Origin of the sequence: Microcystis aeruginosa NIES-843 (assembly GCF_000010625.1) — a bacterium.
Classification (GTDB): domain Bacteria; phylum Cyanobacteriota; class Cyanobacteriia; order Cyanobacteriales; family Microcystaceae; genus Microcystis; species Microcystis aeruginosa.
The window spans coordinates 841,185-860,726 of the sequence record NC_010296.1; the positions used below are offsets into that span (position 1 = coordinate 841,185).

General features: G+C 43.5%; 18 protein-coding genes and 3 pseudogenes. 15 read left to right on the top strand and 6 right to left on the bottom strand.

Going from position 1 to position 19,542, the window contains the following annotated elements:
• Window positions 1–44 precede the first annotated feature (44 nt).
• Window positions 45–833: an ECF transporter S component gene (locus MAE_RS04260; RefSeq protein WP_004163481.1), complete on the top strand. Its 789-nt coding sequence runs from the start codon at window positions 45–47 to the stop codon at window positions 831–833.
• Between the two features lie 124 nt (window positions 834–957).
• Here MAE_RS04260 and ilvC read toward each other — a convergent pair whose 3' ends face one another.
• Window positions 958–1,950: a ketol-acid reductoisomerase gene (gene ilvC, locus MAE_RS04265; protein WP_004163480.1), complete on the bottom strand. Its 993-nt coding sequence runs from the start codon at window positions 1,948–1,950 to the stop codon at window positions 958–960.
• Between the two features lie 511 nt (window positions 1,951–2,461).
• Here ilvC and pilM point away from each other — a divergent pair.
• The 7 genes from pilM (at window position 2,462) to MAE_RS04305 (ending at window position 10,204) form a co-directional block, all read left to right on the top strand.
• Window positions 2,462–3,577, top strand: a complete 1,116-nt coding sequence (gene pilM, locus MAE_RS04275; protein WP_012264475.1) for a type IV pilus assembly protein PilM — start codon at window positions 2,462–2,464, stop codon at window positions 3,575–3,577.
• Between the two features lie 9 nt (window positions 3,578–3,586).
• On the top strand, window positions 3,587–4,357 hold the full coding sequence (locus MAE_RS04280) for a PilN domain-containing protein (RefSeq protein WP_004163474.1): 771 nt from the start codon (window positions 3,587–3,589) through the stop codon (window positions 4,355–4,357).
• A complete protein-coding gene (locus MAE_RS04285) occupies window positions 4,354–5,145 on the top strand; it encodes a hypothetical protein (RefSeq protein ID WP_004163472.1) in 792 nt (263 codons plus the stop codon). Before MAE_RS04280 ends, MAE_RS04285 begins: the two co-directional genes overlap by 4 nt.
• 71 nt (window positions 5,146–5,216) lie before the next feature.
• Window positions 5,217–7,313, top strand: a complete 2,097-nt coding sequence (locus MAE_RS04290) for a secretin N-terminal domain-containing protein (RefSeq protein ID WP_041803796.1) — start codon at window positions 5,217–5,219, stop codon at window positions 7,311–7,313.
• 464 nt (window positions 7,314–7,777) lie between these two features.
• Complete coding sequence (locus MAE_RS04295) at window positions 7,778–7,975, top strand: DUF751 family protein (RefSeq protein ID WP_002737592.1); 198 nt, start codon at window positions 7,778–7,780, stop codon at window positions 7,973–7,975.
• Between the two features lie 41 nt (window positions 7,976–8,016).
• Complete coding sequence (gene rbfA / locus MAE_RS04300) at window positions 8,017–8,403, top strand: 30S ribosome-binding factor RbfA (protein WP_012264477.1); 387 nt, start codon at window positions 8,017–8,019, stop codon at window positions 8,401–8,403.
• Window positions 8,404–8,623: 220 nt separating this feature from the next.
• A complete protein-coding gene (locus MAE_RS04305) occupies window positions 8,624–10,204 on the top strand; it encodes a glycoside hydrolase family 3 N-terminal domain-containing protein (protein WP_012264478.1) in 1,581 nt (526 codons plus the stop codon).
• Here MAE_RS04305 and MAE_RS04310 read toward each other — a convergent pair.
• Window positions 10,201–11,400 (bottom strand): lipid-A-disaccharide synthase-related protein, encoded by a 1,200-nt coding sequence (locus MAE_RS04310; protein ID WP_012264479.1) that lies wholly within the window; start codon window positions 11,398–11,400, stop codon window positions 10,201–10,203. The two genes, MAE_RS04305 and MAE_RS04310, sit on opposite strands and share 4 nt — an antisense overlap.
• Window positions 11,401–11,739: 339 nt before the next feature.
• On the opposite strand from MAE_RS04310, the gene tsaE reads away from it, so the two are divergent.
• Complete coding sequence (gene tsaE / locus MAE_RS04315) at window positions 11,740–12,210, top strand: tRNA (adenosine(37)-N6)-threonylcarbamoyltransferase complex ATPase subunit type 1 TsaE (RefSeq protein WP_012264480.1); 471 nt, start codon at window positions 11,740–11,742, stop codon at window positions 12,208–12,210.
• 40 nt (window positions 12,211–12,250) lie between these two features.
• Here the strand turns inward: tsaE and MAE_RS04320 are convergent.
• Together MAE_RS04320 and MAE_RS36320 are read right to left on the bottom strand one after the other, a co-directional pair.
• Window positions 12,251–13,120, bottom strand: a pseudogene (locus MAE_RS04320) (hypothetical protein); the annotation flags it as partial.
• Between the two features lie 263 nt (window positions 13,121–13,383).
• Window positions 13,384–13,568, bottom strand: a pseudogene (locus MAE_RS36320) (hypothetical protein).
• Window positions 13,569–14,146: 578 nt separating this feature from the next.
• Here MAE_RS36320 and MAE_RS04325 point away from each other — a divergent pair.
• The 4 genes from MAE_RS04325 to MAE_RS04340 all read left to right on the top strand — a co-directional run bounded on the left by MAE_RS04325 (window position 14,147) and on the right by MAE_RS04340 (window position 16,715).
• The gene (locus MAE_RS04325) at window positions 14,147–14,362 is read left to right on the top strand and encodes a hypothetical protein (RefSeq protein ID WP_012264484.1); all 216 of its coding nucleotides are present in this window, start codon (window positions 14,147–14,149) and stop codon (window positions 14,360–14,362) included.
• Window positions 14,362–14,622 carry a type II toxin-antitoxin system RelE family toxin gene (locus MAE_RS04330; protein ID WP_012264485.1) on the top strand — a complete coding sequence of 87 codons (261 nt, stop codon included), beginning with the start codon at window positions 14,362–14,364 and terminating at the stop codon, window positions 14,620–14,622. The genes MAE_RS04325 and MAE_RS04330 overlap by 1 nt, the downstream gene beginning before the upstream one ends.
• 379 nt (window positions 14,623–15,001) lie before the next feature.
• Window positions 15,002–15,328, top strand: coding sequence for a hypothetical protein (locus tag MAE_RS34690; RefSeq protein WP_231859715.1), 327 nt, complete (start codon window positions 15,002–15,004; stop codon window positions 15,326–15,328).
• Between the two features lie 229 nt (window positions 15,329–15,557).
• Window positions 15,558–16,715: an IS630-like element ISMae23 family transposase gene (locus tag MAE_RS04340; RefSeq protein WP_012264020.1), complete on the top strand. Its 1,158-nt coding sequence runs from the start codon at window positions 15,558–15,560 to the stop codon at window positions 16,713–16,715.
• 69 nt (window positions 16,716–16,784) lie between these two features.
• Here the strand turns inward: MAE_RS04340 and MAE_RS28470 are convergent.
• Window positions 16,785–17,734, bottom strand: a protein-coding gene (locus MAE_RS28470; RefSeq protein WP_148204725.1) for an IS630-like element ISMae26 family transposase whose coding sequence is annotated in 2 segments (ribosomal slippage) — window positions 16,785–17,392 and window positions 17,392–17,734 — 951 coding nt in all. Because the reading frame shifts where the segments join, the coding sequence is not laid out codon by codon here.
• An 87-nt stretch (window positions 17,735–17,821) separates the two neighbouring features.
• Between MAE_RS28470 and MAE_RS04355 the strand changes: the two genes are divergently transcribed.
• Entirely contained in the window at window positions 17,822–18,175 is a 354-nt protein-coding gene (locus tag MAE_RS04355; protein WP_012264489.1) for a hypothetical protein, read from the top strand.
• 14 nt (window positions 18,176–18,189) lie between these two features.
• A pseudogene (locus MAE_RS34695) lies at window positions 18,190–18,270 on the top strand (PEP-CTERM sorting domain-containing protein); the annotation flags it as partial.
• Between the two features lie 302 nt (window positions 18,271–18,572).
• Here MAE_RS34695 and MAE_RS04360 read toward each other — a convergent pair.
• Window positions 18,573–19,430 (bottom strand): IS5 family transposase, encoded by an 858-nt coding sequence (locus MAE_RS04360; protein ID WP_012264490.1) that lies wholly within the window; start codon window positions 19,428–19,430, stop codon window positions 18,573–18,575.
• Window positions 19,431–19,542: the final 112 nt, after the last annotated feature.

Below are 19,542 nucleotides of genomic sequence, written 5' to 3' on the forward strand. Positions count from 1 at the left end.
GCAAACCAGAGGATGATAGAAAAGTTAGAATTACCCTTGCAACTATGACCCTAGATATTATCCCCGAAGGCGAAGAACGCAAAGTGGAAGCTGTCAGTAGTGCCGCCATTGATGGTGCGCCGATCGCCTATATTGTCGTCTTAGCCGCCATTGTCACTACCCTTTCTTTTATTCCCTTCTCCATTGTCCTCGCTTCTGGCGGTAGTATGCCCCTCAGTCAAGCGGTTTTTCCCCTCTTGGGTTGGTTACTCGGCCCGATCGCTGGGGCGATCGCTAGTGGCATTGGGTCCTTAATTGGGGCTTTCCTTGCCCCCTACACGGCAGGAATTCCCGCTATTTCAGTCTTTGGGGCAATTATAGCCAGTTTTGTGGCGGGAACGATGGTTTTAGGCAAAAAACGCCGTTATTGGTGGTTAGGATTAACGTTAATTTTTCTGATTCCCCTGTTTATCTACGCTAACCGGGCGATCGGACTGAACGGCATTTCGCCACGAATCTTTATTGCCGGGGCTTTCGTCGATTGGTCAGCTTTGGTATTATTTATCCTACCAACCCGGACTCTTTTTACCCATTGGATCAAAGGTAGCAATTTGGCCCTAGTAGCGGCGGGAATTTTTGGAGGTACCTGGACTGCCAGCGGCCTCTCCCATTTAGGGGTCGTCGCCATTACCTACTCGATTTTTAACTGGCCCGAAGAAGTCTGGATCGCTTTAATTCCGATCATTCCTGTAGAAAATCTGATTCGTTCCTTCGTCGGTATGGTGATCGGTTGTGGTGTGATTGCCGGTTTACGGGCGATCGGTCTGGTTAAATCACGGGAGGCGATCTACTAGGTAGGAGCTGCTGAAAAAGTTTTTCCTGGGGACAGGGTGTGGGGTGTGGGGTGTGGGGTGTAGGGGCGGACTCAACAGCAAGAATTGCCAGGTTGCGTCCAACCCTCCACCGAAAAAAAGAGAACTAGCGTTTTAGCCAACTCATCATCGCCCGCAGATCTTGGCCGACTTCTTCGATCGAATGTTCTGCTTCTTGACGACGCATAGCGGTGAACCCCGGTTTACCTGCTTGATTTTCGAGGACAAACTCTCTGGCGAATTGTCCCGATTGAATTTCCCCGAGGATTTTCCGCATTTCGGCCTTAGTCGCTTCCGTCACCACCCGCGGACCGCGAGTATAGTCACCGTACTCGGCTGTATTGGAAATACTATCGCGCATTTTGGCTAAACCGCCCTCGACGATCAGATCGACGATCAGTTTCACTTCGTGTAAACACTCAAAATAGGCTAATTCGGGCTGATAACCAGCTTCCACGAGGGTTTCAAAGCCGGCTTTAATTAAAGCACTTAAACCGCCGCATAATACTGCCTGTTCGCCAAAAAGGTCGGTTTCTGTCTCCTCGCGGAAAGTGGTTTCCAAAACCCCGGCCCGAGTGCCACCGATACCCTTAGCGTAGGCCATCGCCCGATCGCGTGCTTGGCCGGTAGCATCTTGATAGACGGCGAATAAACAGGGGACTCCTTGACCTTGTTCGTAGGTGCGACGGACGAGATGGCCCGGTCCCTTGGGTGCGACCATAACCACATCGACGTTAGCCGGGGGAACCACTTGACCGAAATGAATATTAAAGCCGTGGGCAAAAGATAAAACCTTGCCTGCGCTTAAATTCGGGGCAATTTCGTTGAGATAAATCGTTTTCTGCACTTCATCCGGTAAGAGGATCATGATCCAGTCGGCAATTTTAGCGGCTTCGGCCACATCATAAACCGGAATACCGGCTTCTTTGGCTTTGATTGCCGATTTACTGCCGGGATATAGACCAACAATCACATTAACGCCACTATCCTTGAGATTTAATGCGTGGGCATGACCCTGGGAACCATAGCCAATAATAGCGATCGTTTTTCCCGCTAATAAATCTAAATTGGCATCCTCATCATAGTACATTCGTGCCATCGAACTCGCTCCTTAACTTCTTTTGTCACTGTGCAAACTCCTAATTATACGGGAAAATCACGCCCGTCAGAAGCATTTGATCGCCGGTTTCCTGGAGTCACGAAAAAATAGTGTCTAGAAAAATTGAAATTTTCTCTAGATAATTGGGTATTCTAACTAGGCTTGGCTGGCTTGATCTAGTGGAGCAGAAAAAAAAAGGGGGGGGTAATGGCCAATTTTTAGCTTGGACTTGGTTCTTTCACCAAAATTGAGTACAATATCACTATCATTAAGCACTTCCTCTCCTCTCACCTAGTTAAGATTAACCTCGATCTGAACACAGATAATCGGGTTAGTATTTAGTGCCGAAATAGCTTCTCTCCTTCTCGATTTTTACCTTTTCTGGGTAATTTACCCAGTCAGGATCGTTTATAGACTGATTTACTGCCTTGATCGACCCTAGATAAAATCAGGTCAAAAAATTATTGGCTTTGTTAATCACTAATTCTCTTAGAGCTGCCCAAGAAAATCTATGGTAAGTTTTTTTAAAAAGCTATTGACAAAAAAACCTCAAGGTGTTGGGTTAGAGATCACCCCAGAGCGTATTAACATAGCTCAGATCGCCAAACAGGGACAAAATTATAAATTAGTTAAATGTTGTTCGTCGGATATCCCGGAAGGCATCTTTGAGGAGGGAAAAATCGTCGATTCCCCCGCTTTAGCGGAATTAATCCAAGAAGTCCTCAAGGAAAATAAAATTAACAGCAAACGAGTCGCTACTGCTGTGCCGATGCGCGAGTCAATTATCCGGATTATCCCCATTCCCTCGGAATTGGACGATCAGGAATTGCGAAATCTGGTCTTAAATCATGAGGCTAGTTTATACCTTCCCTATCCTCGCGAGGAAGTGGATCTCGACTACCAGAAACTAGGCTACTTTCAGGATGAAGACGGGATCGAAAAAGTACAAGTATTATTAGTTGCGACTCGTCGGGAGATTACCGATGCCTATATGGAAACCTTCCAACAGGCAGGATTACAGGTAGATGTGCTAGAAATTAATAGTTTTGCCCTAATTCGGACGATTCGCGAGCATTTGCGACAGTTTAGTTCCAATGAAGCCGCCGTTATTGTTGATATAGAATTTGATAACACGGAAATTGCCATCGTGGTTGACGGCGTTCCCCAATTTTCCCGCACTGTCCCCATCGGCACTTTCCAGCTACAAAATGCCCTCTCCAGGGCGATGAATTTGCCCACCTCCCGCAGTCCTGAGATTCTTTTGGGGATGACAATTCCGATTACTGCCTTTGATAGTCTTAGCAGCAATACCGGCACTTCCGGGGCCCCTACTAACGCCGGGATGACGGCACTGATGCGCGTTTTAGGGGAATTAACCGATGAGTTACGGCGATCGATTAATTTCTATCTTAACCAAAGTGATGAACTGGAAATCGTCCAGTTACTTTTAGCCGGTCCCGGGGGCGGTTTAGCGCAACTAGACGAATACTTTACTCAACGTCTCAGCGTCCCCACCATGGCAATCGATCCGATCACATCACTGAACTTGGATACAACTCAAGAGATTCCTAATACCGAAAGACCCGGATTAGGAACAGTTCTCGGTTTAGGATTACGGGAGGTATAGACAAAAATTGTGTATAGTCTTGACGTTAATTTTCTTAAGGATCGCCATCTTAACCAAACGGGCAAAGGAACCCCCGCGGCCAAGATTTCCACCGGTATTAACCTGCGTAAACAAACACCCCTGTTGATCGGTGTGGGAGTCGGGGCCGGATTATTGACACTGACGGGATTACTCGGTTTAATCCTCGGTGTGCAAACCAGCGAAACTCAGGCCAAAATTCAGCAACTGGACGCGGAATTAGGTCAACTGCAAGCCCAAAGCAAAAAGCTAGAAGACCTGAGAGCGCAATTAACGGCAGTAGAAGGAGAAAATCAATCTCTGGTAACTGTATTCAATCAGATTAGGCCTTGGTCAGCCATTCTTCAAGAAATTCGCCAACAAACTCCCCCTAGCGTCCAGCTAACCAGTGTGCAGCAGGTGGAGGTTCCCGCCGCCCCAGATCAAGGGCAACCGAATCCAGCTACTCAGTTAAAAATCAGTGGTTTTGCCAGTAGTTACGAAGCAGTAAATGATTATCTCTTAACCCTGCAAGCTTCTCCTTTTTTACAGGGCAAGAAAACCGCGATCGAAAGTGCTGCCCTAGCCGATTTACCCGTACAGGTGGACAATAAGTACAAAAATATTAATGTTACTTTCCCCCAAGCGGTTCAATTTGTGATCACCGCCCAATTAAGTGATACTCCCGCTACTCAACAACTGCTCAATCTGACCCGCAATGGAGCACTCGGAGTTGTCACTAGGATTAATACTCTCAAACGCCAAGGAGCCATTCAACCATGACCTTTACCGAAGAATTTGAAGATCGGGAATTAGAGGAATTTGACGAGTATCCTATCGCTTTCGGGATAACTTTTACTCCCCGCAATAGTGGCATCGCTGCCGCTGTGCTAGGTTTACTTGGCTCTTTCTATCTGCTTTTTAACTGGGTGATGCCCGCTTATAATACCTTGCAACAGTTGCAAAACGATGCAGCTGGCAAACAACAACAGGTAGATCAACAAAAAAGCGGTCTCGGAGCCGCAGAATTCCCCAAAATCGAGAGTCAGTTGCAACAAGAAAAAGCTATTAAACAGCAAATACTCTCGCTTTTTGCGAAAGAAAAGGACTTAAGCACTATTCTCTTAGATATTAGTAATATCTTTAAGTCTCGCAATGTTAAGCTGATTAGTTTCCAACCCCAAGGACTAGAACCAGTGGTGGTTTCCGATGGTTCCCTCGGTAGCGCGGTTAATAATAAGCTCAAACGTCAAACTCTTAACGTCAAGATCGAAGGGAACTATGCTAACACTCAAGAGGTGATTCGGGATTTAGAAAGATTACAGCCGCTCATTTTGCTAAACAGTCTCAATACCCAGATGGAAAAGGAAGGATCGGCGGTTAAAGTAGTTAGTACCGGCAACAATAAAGCCACTATCGTTCCCCAAGGCGATAAACCCGTTACTACCACCTTTATTCTCAATGTGATTATTCCTCTCAGTGCTGAAGAATTGGCGAAATTAGCACCGCCACCCCCCGCCGAAGGTCAACCCCCCGCCGAAGGTCAACCCCCCGCTAGTCCGCCCCAATAATAGTCTTCAATCCAGTGTGAGTATTGCGTTTTTTGTCCGTTGAATCCCGTAATCGTTGAGGAGTGAATAAAGTGAATCCGTCCCGCTATGCCCTGTTTATCCCCCAAATTGCCTCGTTTTTATTGATGGCTCCCCTGAGCGCTTTGGCCGAAACCCCCATTTCCTTCCATGGTTCAGAGTTAAAATCCCATACATTAAAAGTTGAATTTTGGCAAGAGTTTAGTAAAGAAAATTTACAAAAGTCGCAAAATCAGCTTGTCCCTTCAACCGCAGCCGTACAAAAGGAAATCAGCGATCGCATTTTAGCCAGTGAAAAACTGCTCGCCCAAAGTGCGCCCCTTGTCCCCAACCCCGAAATTATCATTCAAGGCGCACCCCAAGCCCCCAGTGTTCCCACCCTACCCCGGGCCGTCGCCCCACCGGTGGGAGATATTGCCATCTCTAACATCGATGCTAGTGCCGAAAAGGTCAAATTCGATCGCAATATGACTGTACCTCGTGTTTTACTCCGGGAAGCTTCCGCTAGAGAAGTGTTAATGACCCTTGCAAATATTGCCGGTTATAACGTCGTTTTCACCAGCGTCCAGGGGGAAACTAACGCCACTTCTCAGACAGTTTCCTTGGAATTTACTAACGAATCGGTGGAAAACATTTTTAACGCCGTCTTGTTAATTTCTGGACTCCAAGCTAACCGTCAGGGTAAAACCATCTTTGTCGGGGCGCAATTACCCCAAGGGGCTCGTAATCTGATTAGCCGCACCCTGCGTCTCAATCAAGTTAAAGCTGTCGCCGCCGCCATTTTCCTCGCCACCCAAGGGGCAGAATACCAGCGTTTAGTTACCCAAACCGAGGATATCGTCGATCCCCTCACCGGACGAGTAATCGGTCGCCGGGATGTTGCTCCTACCCTAGAGCCACTGACCCCCCAAAACACAGAAGGATCAAAAGCTGCCCTACTTTTAACCGGTTTAAGAATTGCCGCCGATGATCGCCTTAATTCTATCAATTTAATCGGCGAACCCCGACAAGTCCAGATCGCCACATCCTTATTAACCCAACTGGATGCCCGTCGCCGTCAGGTGGTGGTTAATGTCAAAGTTATCGATGTCAACCTGCTCAATACAGACCGCTTTAACAGTAGTTTTTCCTTCGGTTTTAACGATGGTTTCTTCGTTCAAGATAACGGGGCAGCAGTGCTGAACTTTGGTAATATGAACCCACCAGGTGCCGGAACGGCAAGCAGACCGGGGGCTTTTGCACAACCAATTGTGCCGATTTTCGATATCATATCGGGTACGGGGACAGCAGAAATTCAACCTTTTCTTGACATTCAGAATGGCGCTCCCTTTGGCCGTGTCAACCAGGGACCGAATGACTTTGTAGGTAGCACAACACCCTATGCTCGTCCTAGTTTTGGTCGCACTGTTAACCCCTTTCAACCCGGTTTGAGTGATATTAATATTGACCCAGAGACGGGAATAATAGAGTATGAATACGAACCCCCGACCCTATTCCAATATCCCCAAAAATTCCTGATGACCCTGCAAGCCTCAATTCAGACAGGAAATGCCAAGATTCTCACCGATCCCTCACTGGTGGTGCAGGAAGGTCAACAGGCCACCGTTAAGCTAACTCAGAAAGTTTTAGAAAGTGTACAGACGGAAGTGGATCCGCTCAGTGGGGTGCGGACTATCACTCCTGTGTTGGCTGATGCGGGCTTAACTTTAGCGGTAAACGTCGATCAGGTGGATGATAACGGCTTTATTTCCCTCTCCGTTAGCCCTACCGTGGCTTCTCCTGGTACGCCAATTGAATTTAATAGTGGTGGTATCAACTCTGGTAACACCCTTACCCCTCTGATTCGTCGGGAATTAACTTCTGGTTTAGTTCGTCTGCGGGATGGACAGAGTTTAATTCTTTCTGGGATTATCCAAGAAACACAACAAAGTTCTGAGACAAAAGTGCCGATTTTAGGGGATATTCCCATTTTAGGGGCTTTATTCCGCAGTCGAACCAATCAGAATAATCGCAGTGAGGTGATTATTCTCCTCACTCCCAAAATCATCGAAGATACGGCCACCTCTACCCTCGGTATCAACTATCAACCAGGCCAAGATGCGGCGGAAATGCTTCAGCGTCAAGGTTTCCCCGTACAACCGCGACAGTAATCAGTAATCAGTTATATAGGGCTGGCTGAATAAATCTAAAAACCTTATCCAACAAGGTTTTTAGACCTTTTGGAAATCAAAAAGTACCGGATGTGGGAGTGATCAGGGGGCAAATTCAGGGACTTTTTCCCTGAAAATTGGGTAATTGACCCCCTCAAAATCAGTAAAACCCTACACCCTACACCCTACACCCTGCCCCCAGGAAAAACTTTTTGCCGCAAACCCTAATTATCCTCTTTTGGTTAGCCCGAATTCAGGGATCGATCGATGCCCGTTGCAAGCTTGAATGTACCCTTAACTTGATCTAGAGTGGAGCGATTCTGTACTTTTCTCCAGCCAGATAGTTATACCACTAAATAGTACAAAAGTCTAGAGATTCTGTTAAGTCCCTTGAATCGGGCGGCGTGGCAGCACCGAAGCTTACTGCTATAATTGCTTACGGACAAAGATAATAAACAAAATTTATGGGCGACTTTTTTGATAACGTGAGCCGTTACCCCCGCTATCTGATTAGCTTTAGTTTAGGGATTTTCTTCGCCTTTTTCGGCTGGTTAGCCCCTTTATTAAAAAATCCCCTCACAGCGATCGCACTTGTGGGTTTTCTGGGGGGAACTTTCGCCTTTCTTTATTTCACCCTCAAAGCCATGCTCGGATTAGCTTGATACAATGGTAAGGGTTTCGCTGTTTTTAGGGGACAAAAATTATGGCTAACGACCGTCGAGTATCTCGCGTCTCCTCGCTAATTAAGCGCGAGGTCAGCCAAATGTTATTAATGGAAATTAAAGATGATCGGGTCGGTGCCGGTATGGTTAGCGTTACCGATGTGGATCTCTCCCACGACCTGCAACACGCTAAAATTTTTGTGTCTATCTACGGCAACGAAGATGCAAAGGCCGAAACTATGGCCGGTTTAAAAGCTTCCGCAGGATTCGTCCGGCGTGAACTCGGTCAACGCATCCGTCTCAGACGTACCCCCGAAGTGGTCTTCCTAGAAGATTCTTCCCTCGAACGCGGCGATCGAATGTTACATCTTCTTGATCATATTAAAACCGATCGACCCCCAGAAGATGACGATTCCGAAGAAGAATAGAACTATTAGCCGTCTTTTTTCTCCCTGTCTCCTGTCTCGGAGTCTCCTGACTTGAAAGAGGGTGTAGGGTGTGGGGTGATGGGGAAGTGGGGGAATTATGAATTATGAATTATGAATTATGAATTGGGGTATGGGGAGAACAAATAAAAATAATCTCCTGTCTCCTGTCTCCTGTCTCCTGATAACTGATAACTGATAACTGATAACTGATAACTGAATAGTGAGCGATCGCATTTTATCCCTAAAAGAACGTATTGGTCAGATGATAGTAGTCCGCGCTTCCGGCTATCTCTTTGACCAACAAATCCGCTATCCCGTCTGGGAACCTGTCAACGCCACCCTCAAACACTGGTTAGAAACCCTCCACCTCGGTGGGGTGATTCTATTAGGAGGCAGCGCCGCCGAAATCGCTTTCCGTAGCCAACAATTACAAAGTTGGTCCGGCGATAATCCTCTCCTCATTGCCGCCGATATCGAGGAGGGAGTCGGCCAAAGGTTTTCTGGCGCCACTTGGTTCCCCCCCCCGATGGCTTTAGGAAAAATAGCCGAAAAAAGCTTGACAAAAGCCACAGAATATGCTAGGGAAATGGGAGCAATTACCGCTAAGGAAGCCCTAGCGATCGGGATTAACTGGATTTTAGCCCCAATTGTCGATGTGAACAATAATCCCGACAATCCTGTTATCAATATTCGTTCCTTCGCTGAAACTCCCGAAATCGTCGCTAATCTAGCTCAAGCTTTTATTTTAGGGGCGGATTCCTATCCAGTTTTGACCACGGCCAAACATTTTCCCGGCCACGGTGACACCAGCAATGACTCCCATCTCGATCTTCCCATCATCAACCACGATCATCATCGCCTAGAAGCGCTCGAATTGCCGCCCTTTCAAGCAGCGATCGAGTCCGGGGTTGATAGTATTATGTCAGGCCATCTGTTAATTCCCGCTTGGGATGCCGAATTTCCCGCCACTCTTTCCTCAAAAATTCTCGGGGAAAAACTGCGCCAAAATCTCGGTTTTCAGGGTTTAATCGTCACTGATGCCCTGATTATGGGAGGAGTAACCAAAATTGCCAGCGCTGCCGCCATAGCAGTGAGGGCGGTACAGGCGGGGGCCGATATACTGTTAATGCCACCCGATCCGATCGAAGCGATCGAAGCGGTGTATAGTGCCGTGCAAGCGGGTACAATTAGCGAAGCGAGAATTAATGATTCTTGGCAACGTATTCAACGAGCAAAAGAGAAATTGGGGCAAAGACAGCCATCCTTAGAATCCTTAAGCAGTTTAGCGGCACCGCAAGCTCTAGAGATTGTCAGGGATATTTTAAAAGATTCCCAAACAGTTAGCGCTAATTTACCGATTAAAGCCACTCAAGGCCGCAATTTAATCATTGTCGATGATTTGCTCAACTGTGACTTTCTCGATCGCTCTTGTCCGGCGGTGACAATGCCCCGACAATGGGGTTATCAAACCCAAATAATCGACCGTAGCACCTTTAATCAGTCCCTCGTCTCCCCAGAAACGACTCTCCTACAAGTATTTATCCGTGGTAATCCTTTTCGGGGTAGTGCCGGATTAGGGGAGGAAACGAAAGCTATCTATCAAGCTTTGCTGAAAACTGGACAAATTCAAGCATTGATTATTTATGGTAGTCCCTACGTTTTCCAGTGGTTTCGTCAACAAAGCGCAGAAATTCCCTATCTTTTCAGCTACGGACAACAACCAAGCGCCCAAAAAATTGCCCTAGAAACTATTTTTGAGTGGCCAACTAGCGGCGAAAATCGGACTGATACTTTTCTTTAAGGGCAAAAATTGCCTAGTAACCATTGGGCAATGCGATCGGAAGCCCCAGCTGCCCCCATTCTCTGACGACCATTAACGGCGATTTCTTGCCACTTTGGGGGATTTTGTAATAAATATTCTAACTTGTCCGCCACTGACTCGGCACTATCGCCCAAGAGAATTGAACAGCCTAATAAACGCTGTTGCAGTGTGGCAAAATGAGCAGTAAACTGTGGTCCGGATCCCGCAATTGTGATCGCCGGTTTACCCAAACCGACGAACTGTTCCGTGGCAGTTCCCGCCATGGCGATGGCCAGATGGCAGCGGCCTAAATATTCGGCGTAATCCGTTTGAGAAATAGTTATAAATACTTCTTGACAAATAAACTTATTTGTGCTATGTTCTCCCCAACCCTGGGAAATTAAAGCAGCCGTAAAAGATTCTAGGGGGAGAGAAGGAGCGATCGCCGCCAAAAATTCCAGCTTATAATCGGGAAAACGTCCGATAATGGCGGCCACAGCCTCGATAATTTGCTGCCAATTGTGGAGAGATTCGGGAAAGCGCGAACCGGGTAGCAGCAGAATATTTAGGCAATCTTGGGGAAAATCGCCCGTTATCGAGGGTAAAAGGTCATCCATCATCGGATTACCCCCATCGACAACGGGAATTGACCACTGTTGTAAAATTTTGCTAGTTAAACTATCCCGGGGAAAAACCCCCCGACAGCGAGGATGAGCCATTAACCAGCGTTCCCAAGGATAATAATAGGAACCCCAGAGGCGATCGATCATCGAGCTACTATCTAACCATCCCTGCTCATCCCGGAGATAGTATTCCGATTTAGCCGTTCCCACAAAAGTATAATCCCTCTCGCTCAACCAAGCAAGGGCAAGGGGTAAGATATCTCCCACCGCGACAATTTTTCCCCCTTCTTGGCCCCAATTTCTGACCAGACGGTATTGACGAGAGGTTAATCCTAATAATCCCTCCCGTAGATCTCGCCATAATTGTTTCGCATCCCTGGTGATAAAACCCCCAGAGGGCATTTTTTGACCTCGATCGAGAAGGGGAATCCCCAGACGAGTATAAGCATAACCGTTACCCACTAGGGGTAAAGCAGTAATACCAGGACAGTGGGGAGATGATTGCAGTCTTTTAATAATCCGGATCGCGATCTCGTCTTCACCGTGGCCATTACTCAAAAATAATAATTTCACTTTTTTTCTTAACTTCTGGCTTAAAGTCCTAAACTTCGGTTGTTTTATTCCCCTCGACCCTAGACAATGCTGATGGTTAGGGAACAATCAATTTTATAAAAGCAGTTAACCAACTCCCATTTAGTCTAATCTACCAGAAGGTTTCGCCGATCGCTTATCTCTGCCCTGATAGCGACCATTTGACCAAAGGTTAAGACTAAGAGATAAGAGATGAGTTTAACTGCTTCTATTTTTCTCGATCATAAAGACCAAATTTGGCCCCCCAGAGCCAAGGATGTCAGAAACCTGCTCTGATCGCTATATTAGAATCAGTGATTAATTGGCATCCTAGCGGAAAAAATGATTATCGACTTACCCGATCGAGAAGCTACTGTCAATTTAGGCGAAAAACTGGGGCAAACCTTGGCCTCTGGCAGTGTAATTTTATTAAAAGGCGATTTGGGAGCGGGAAAAACCACCTTAGTACAGGGAATTGGCCTAGGATTGGGCATTCAAGAGCCTATAGCTAGTCCTACCTTCACCCTCGTTAACGAATATAACGAAGGCCGCCTTCCTTTGTATCATTTGGATTTGTATCGTTTGCAGGGTCAAGATATCGAGGCGCTGTACCTAGAAAATTATTGGCAGGGAATCGAGGTGGATTTAGGGATAGTGGCGATCGAATGGTCAGAACGTTTAACTTTTTTGCCAGAAAATTATCTAGAGATTACTTTACTCGATCGAGGCGAGCAAGGACGACGAGCGCTGCTCAATTTTGTCGGTGGGGACGAAAAAAATAGCGACCCCACAGGAATCGCTATCAGCACTTGACTTTTGAAGCAATCAAACTTTAGCGGTAACTTTCCACTTATTCTCTAACTCGTCTTTCTTCTAAAGTTTCTTCAAAGAAACTATTGTAGAGGAAACCCGCCGCCACGGCCCCAACAATGGGAGCAATCCAGAATAACCATAATTGACCAACGAGAGCCATATTACCGCATAAAAGAGCAACACCAGTACTACGAGCGGGGTTAACGGAGGTATTGGTCACGGGAATACTAATTAAGTGAATTAAGGTCAATCCTAAACCAATAGCGATGGGAGCAAAACCGGCCGGAGCGCGTCGATCGGTAGAGCCTAAAATGATGATTAAGAACATGAAGGTCAAGACCACTTCCGTGACCAAAGCGGCGAATAAACTGTAACCACCGGGAGAATGTTCTCCGTAACCATTGGTGGCCAGAGGGTTACTGCCTCCCAGAGCGAAACTGGGTTGACCACTAGCAATAATGTAGATAATTACTGCCGCTAAAATCGCCCCTAAAACTTGAGCGATGATGTAGGGAAGTAGTTCCGAGCCGGGGAAGCGTTTACCTGCCCAGAGACCGAAGGAAACGGCGGGATTAAAATGTCCCCCCGAAATATGCCCTAAAGCGTAGGCAAGAGTGAGGACGGTTAAACCGAAGGCGAGGGACACACCCACAAAAGAAATCCCCAGATGGATATTAAAATCAGCACCATCTACGACACTCTTGGCTTTACCCACAAATACTGCCGCTAAAACAGCACTAAGCTTAGACGCATTTAAGTTTCCTACTCGTATCCCTATCTACAAGGCGTTCCAGGATATTAAAGTGCAATGTAAGTGCGTCTAAGCTTACCGCAACCGCCGAGAACGAGCCAAAACGTCCCGATGAACTCTGCTAGATACTTTTTCATCTCTATATCAAGGTTGAATGATTTTGCTTTTAGGTTATCTCCCATCAGACCAGATTAAACTGTTATAAGATATTAAAAAATAGTTATTTTTTACCTTCAATTTGCCGTTCTCACGGGGAAAATATCCGCTTTTCAGAGATATAATACTAAAAAAATCGGCAATTTCTGCTAATTTCACACTTTCTTTAGATTTATCTTCTATCTTGATGTCTGATCGGTTTTGGCAGTGGTTGACCCTTTCCCCTACTAGGGAATTGTGGAAAGAAAAAAAGTAGCGATCGAGTGCTAATTAGGGCTGGCTGAATAATGGTAAAACCCTTGTTGGTTAAGACTTTTAGAGTTTTTGTAAATCAAAAAGTACCAGATATGGGAGTGATCGGGGGGAAAATTCAGGGACTTTTTCCCTGAAAATTAGGTAATTGACCCCTTCAAAATCGGTAAAACCCTACACCCCACACCCCACACCCCATACCCTGCTCTAGGAATGCAAAGATTTATTAAAATGTAACATAAGATAGGGCTGGCTGAATAATGGTAAAACCCTTTTAAAATAAGGCTTTTGACCTGTTAAAATCCGATGTTCATGCTGCGAAAATAGGATTAAGACCTTCAAAAACCTTGCATTATCCTTCTTTTAGTACAAAACTGGTACGAAAAAAGAGGACAACAAAGCCTGAAACGACCGGCTACTGACTCCTGACTCCTAACCCCACCAACAAACTTTTTGCCGCAAACCCTAAATAATCAGTCTTTAATAACCAGATTTAGTATAAATCCACCGAAAAAGAAACCACAAAAATAGGATAAATTGCCTCTAAAAATACCATAAATGCCCCTTCAATCAATCTTGAGGGGGTTGATTTTTTCCTTTCGCTTATTAAACAACTATCACCTCGTTGCTAGGGTCTCCCTGGCAACGCATTTCCAGAGGTTCTACCTTGGAACGAGACAAAGCATTGATGATCACACAAGGTCGAGAAGAGCCAAATAGCCAATTTAGTGCCACAATTAGGAGTAGTTTATTTATTCTTCTCTCCCAGTTAAAAATATGCAAGTTAAAGAGCTAACCGTTGAAGAACTCAAACTCCTCATTCAAGAAACTGTTGCCGAAACTATCCAATCTATCTTACTCGATCCTGACCAAGACAAAGAAGTGAAACCTGAAGTTAAGCAACAAGTTCTTGACTCTCTAAGACGGACTGAAATAGGAGAAAAGGGGGTTTCAGCCGAGGAAGTAGCCAAAAAATTAGGATTAAACTGGTAATGGCTTACTTTGTAGAATTTAGCTGCGAAGCAATCGCTGATTTAGAAGCACTCGCTCCTATCATTCAAGAGCGAATTTTGCGGAAAGTTCGCTGGTTGTCGGATAATTTTGAAAATGTTAGTCTTCAAGCTTTAAGTGCTAATTTGAGTGGTCTTTTCAAGCTTCGAGTCGGTGACTATAGAATTATCTATTCTTTTGCACCCGAAGCAGAACGCATTACCATCCACAAGGTTGGACATCGCCGAGATATCTACAGTTGATAAAATACTGTGTTTGAGAGTAGGTGGTTTCTTTGCTTAACATGATTTTTAGGGGAGACTTGTACAACCTTATTGTACAATTTCAAGCTCTTGAACTCCCCAAAAACCCACAAATCTGAAGGGATAGGAATGCAAATATTTATTAAATTGTAGCTTTTGATACATTTGTGGGGGGGGAGTGTGTATTGTTCTACTATCCGCCTTTGGTGTTGGGTTGGGTTGTTGCTTCACCTAGCTGCGAGGGGGCGAACACTTATGTACTGAGTAGCGAATGGTGATGAAAAAAGGATTTTTCAGATGGCTACCAATTTTAGCCTTAACTATAGCTTTATCTTCTAACTTCTATTAGAATCACGATGATATTGCTCAAGCCCGTAATTTGAGACGTGTAAGCAATGGTTTTGCTTTCGAGATTCAGAATTGTAATAAAGACAATAATTCTGTAGTTTGTACTTTTATGGTTGCAAACTTAGGGGAAGTCAGAGATCTTTATTTTTATCCCCAAGACTCTATCATCATTGATTCTACCGGCAAGCAATTGAAGGGATCGGAGGGCCGTATTGGAGGAATAGGTCGTGATATGGTATGGGTAAGAGATATGCCTTCTAGAGTCCCCATTAACGGAAAAATTCTCTTTAAAGGAAATTTGCCTGGAAGAATCGTTTATCTGCGATTAGTAGGTAATTTCTCAGTTGAATGGAGGTAATATATTACCTCGTTCTCAGGTTCTACCTGAAGATTTTTCCTGTGGCAGCAGCATTGAGATTCGTAGGTTGGGTTGACGCAAGGAAACCCAACAACTTCCTGGAATATTTTCACAATGTTTGTTGGGTTTCGCCTTTTGAGCCGATGGGTAATACCAGAGCAATAATGATAAGCTAAAACGCACTTAAACCACCTAAAATAGAAATAGTAACTTGAGAAAAATCCTACTTATGCCAGCCAAAGATTTCCTAGACTTAGAAGAAAAGAAAAACTTACAAAAAGCTCTTAAAGAAGAAGAAAGAGCAGAGGTTAGGGAAAGAATTTTAATGTTTCTCTTGCTAAACGACGGAAAAACTCAACGAGAAATAGCTGAGTTTATTGGCTGTTCACTCAAAACAGTCGCCCCTTGGTGTGTTCATGGCGATCCTAACAATATAGAAAGTCTAGAAGATGGTAGAAAAAATGGAAATCATAAAAAAGCCACAGAGGAATATATTAATTTACTATTGAAAATAGTTGATGAAGACCCGAAGGAATTGGGATATGAATTCGGGAGATGGACAGCGGCAAGATTAGCAGAGCATCTAGAAAAGGAAACAGGAATTAAACTGAGTGGCTCGCAAGTGAGAAGAATATTGAGAAGAAAAAAGTATGTGTATATCTGGGCAAAATATAGTCTAGAAGATAAGCAAGACAAGAAATTAAGAAAAGCATTTAAAGAAAAATTAGATGAATATTTAAAGTTAGCGAAAGAAAAGCCAGAGTCAATCCAGGTATGGTTTTGGGACGGGGCTTTCAAGGTGGCGACGCAGGTTCGCCACACAGCCCCTCATGAGTGTGGATTTAGTTTGAGAGTAATAAGAAGGAGAGCTTGGACAAAAAAAGGAAAGCGAAAAAAAGTGAATGGGCAAAGAAAAAGAGGAAGGGTGAATGTGATGGGAGCCTTAAGATATAATGATAAAAAAAGAGTCTGTTTTATGATCAAAAAAGGAAATTCAGAAACTTTCCATGAACAATTAAAGAAACTTCATGAAGAGATTCGTCAAGAATGGATAAACTTGGGAAATCTGCCCGAAGATTTTCGAGAAAAGGGGCCGAAGATTATCATTATATTAGACAATGCTAGTTATCACAAAAAGAAAGATGTTATTGAGCAGGTGGAAAAAGAGTTGCCCAATATTAGGCTAGAGTTTTTACCAGCTTATAGTCCAGATTACAACCTAATAGAATTAGTGTGGCATTCCGCTAAAGAATACATAGCTAATCGAGAATTTGAAAATAAAGAAGAACTGGAAAAAGTAGTCAATCAGCTTTTAAATGAAGGGGGATTGATTATTAAATGGAGTAGAAAACTTAAAAATAAGGGTAATGCTGTCAATGTAACTTAAATGCGTAAAAGCTTAGCTCAACCCAACCTACGGCTCGATTAATTAATAAACTTATAGCAATTCTCTGACTTATGAGGTACAGTAGCAACAGTGAGTAAACCAATTGCGAATATCTTTTTGAGTAACTTCTAACATAGCCAATTCAATCCCTTCTATTAAGTCTTTGTAAGTTCTCGCCTTCAGTTTTCTTAACGTCGCTTTCACTTTTGACCAAAAGTTTTCAATAGGAGAGAATTCGGGAGAATAAGGAGGTAAATAGATGAGTCTAGCTTTTTCTTGTTCGATTATTTCTCTGACCATTTCTCCGAGATGAATCTTGGCGTTATCCATGATCAGACAGTCTCCTTCTTTAATTTTTGGCAGCACTTCCTTTAGAATAAATCCTTCAAATGTTACCGCATCCACTGCACCGTATATGTTGACTGATGCGACAACTTTTTCTAAGCTTATAGCACTAATTATTGAAATATTTCTCCCTCTTTTTTGTGGTTTTCTTCCCCGAGCTCTTCGGCCAATTAAGGCTCTAGCATAGAGTCTCAAAAGGGCTAAATTTACCCCCGATTCATCGATGAAAATTAGTTTTGATGCCTCAATTTCCCGAACTTCTGACCAGTATTCCACTCTTTTTTGCTCTACCCTGTCACTTTCTTTTTCCGCCGCGTGTAGTGTTTTTTTTTGAAACTGTAATTGAGTTTTTGCGTAAGCCGCCCCAGGGTGGCTCTACTGACTTTCACCTGTGTCTTTTCATACAGTAAGTCCGATAATTCTTCGAGAGTTGCATCATTGTTAGCTTCGATGATTTCTATTAAAATTATCAGTTGTTCACTATTTAACTTGGTTGGCGGACTTCCCCCTTGCGGACGAGGACGGATATCTCCTGTTTCTTTATGTTGCTTCAATAACTTCTGAATAAAGCTTTTAGCCACGTCAAATCTCTGGGCTAGTCCTCGAATGGAAATTTTTTCTTTCTTCCAGACATCGATAATTTTTTGGCGAAAATCTACGGAATAGGGTCTCATAGGAAGCTGGTAAGTTCTATTATTTGTCTATTTACTTTCTATTGTACCTCATAGCTCCAAGAATTGCTATATTCAGGAATGATAGTTATGGCAATCAGAATCAAACTTTGGGCAGATTATGGAAGTTACCCACTTTGGGGAGTAGATGAAATTGATAACATTGCTCCTGAAGAATTACCATTAAGTCAAGCAACCATTCAACGTTTAAACGCATGGCAGGATACTTACGATAAGACTTTAAATCAAGACTATCCACCTTTATCAGATTTTCCTAATCAGCAAGCTGAAATGGATTTTAAACAAGAAGGAATTAGTTTATGGAAACAGTTACGTCTTGAACTAGCCCCGGAGTATGAAGTTTTCTACCAAAATGAAGGTCAATTGTTCAGACATCCTAAGGAAATAACCAAAAAATCTACAGTACAAAAAATAACAGTTTGAGTATCATCACCTTCGGCTCCGGCGCAGCTTCAACCCTCAAGCGCCAACTAAAACCATCCAAATCCACCGAAAAAGAAACCACAAAAGTAGGCTAAATTGCTTCTAAAAATACCATAAATGCCCCTTCAATCAATCTTGAGGGGGTTTTGTTTTTTTATATAGAACTCTTGCAAATTAATTATATGTTATAATGATGGCTTAACTAATTTTCCCCAAAAAATTAGTTAACCAGTACATTCGTCCTGAATGAAAACTTGAAGTTTAACTTTTAACTCAAAACTCTTTAGATATGCTTTAATTTGGTTATCAAAACCTCTTTATTTAAGCGGCACAAACTATCTCAATTTTTATAATTGAGAATAAATTCTCCTTGACTTGATTAATCTTTAGGCAACTTTTAAGAAGCTGCTATACCTATCCCTAACTCACCGTTATAAATAGCCGCCAACAAGTTAACTCTTAAACTATATCTTCGACGACGATTCCGATATTTACAGGATAAGATTTTAAAGATTTTGAGTTTCCTATTTATAGGTTCAATGATAATCCTTTCTTTGGCTAAAGCCTTGTTATACTCTTTTTCTAACTCTGTTAATTTTCTATTTTTCGATTTCTTTTTCGGTGTATAACTATTACTATGGTATGCAGCTATTCCCTGATAACCACTGTCTTCTATGCTGGTAGTTAAAGGATGAAAACGAACTCGACTTTTTTTAAATAAACTAAAATCATGACCTCTACCTTTCCCACAAAAGACACAGATAATTTCCTCGGTAGTTTGATCAGCTACTAATTGGGATTTTAAAGTATGATAACCTCTTTTACCCCCCAAAAAATCTTTCTGTTTCTTTTTGGGGCGTTCAATGGGAGTTTCCGTTACATCCATTACCGTTACGACCGGTATCTCTGCTTGATTTAGTAGAGCTTTTTTTCCTTTTAAACGGAAGTTTCCCGATTGTAAAAGCATTTTTTCCGTCTTATTTACAATCCGACATATAGTTGATTCTGATAGTTCCCAGCTTGTACCAATGTGAAAATATGTTCTATATTCTCGCCAATATTCTAACGTTACTAAAACTTGTTCTTCTATAGATAGTTTAGGTTTCGGTCCCCTTTTAGATGGTGAATTAGAGTCGGCTTCAACACTTTTTACTGATTCTACCATCTTTCTATAGGTTTGTTTATACACACCGAAACGGCGTTTGAATTGTTCATCTGATAAGTTTTGATAATCCATAATTTTGCTAATAAACATAGCAAAATTATAGATGATTTCCTGACCTAAGATCACATTTTATTCTTTTTTCCACTTCAATCTAAGAATTGAGAAAAAAGCAAAACCCTATATTATACCATAAAAAAATTAT

Excerpts from the sequence above, each read along its gene's own strand:
- MAE_RS04260 (WP_004163481.1), top strand. The coding sequence starts at position 45 with ATGACCCTAGATATTATCCCCGAAGGCGAAGAACGCAAAGTGGAAGCT.
- ilvC (WP_004163480.1), bottom strand. The coding sequence starts at position 1,950 with ATGGCACGAATGTACTATGATGAGGATGCCAATTTAGATTTATTAGCG.
- pilM (WP_012264475.1), top strand. The coding sequence starts at position 2,462 with ATGGTAAGTTTTTTTAAAAAGCTATTGACAAAAAAACCTCAAGGTGTT.
- MAE_RS04285 (WP_004163472.1), top strand. The coding sequence starts at position 4,354 with ATGACCTTTACCGAAGAATTTGAAGATCGGGAATTAGAGGAATTTGAC.
- MAE_RS04295 (WP_002737592.1), top strand. The coding sequence starts at position 7,778 with ATGGGCGACTTTTTTGATAACGTGAGCCGTTACCCCCGCTATCTGATT.
- rbfA (WP_012264477.1), top strand. The coding sequence starts at position 8,017 with ATGGCTAACGACCGTCGAGTATCTCGCGTCTCCTCGCTAATTAAGCGC.
- tsaE (WP_012264480.1), top strand. The coding sequence starts at position 11,740 with ATGATTATCGACTTACCCGATCGAGAAGCTACTGTCAATTTAGGCGAA.
- MAE_RS04325 (WP_012264484.1), top strand. The coding sequence starts at position 14,147 with ATGCAAGTTAAAGAGCTAACCGTTGAAGAACTCAAACTCCTCATTCAA.
- MAE_RS04330 (WP_012264485.1), top strand. The coding sequence starts at position 14,362 with ATGGCTTACTTTGTAGAATTTAGCTGCGAAGCAATCGCTGATTTAGAA.
- MAE_RS04340 (WP_012264020.1), top strand. The coding sequence starts at position 15,558 with ATGCCAGCCAAAGATTTCCTAGACTTAGAAGAAAAGAAAAACTTACAA.
- MAE_RS04355 (WP_012264489.1), top strand. The coding sequence starts at position 17,822 with ATGGCAATCAGAATCAAACTTTGGGCAGATTATGGAAGTTACCCACTT.
- MAE_RS04360 (WP_012264490.1), bottom strand. The coding sequence starts at position 19,430 with ATGTTTATTAGCAAAATTATGGATTATCAAAACTTATCAGATGAACAA.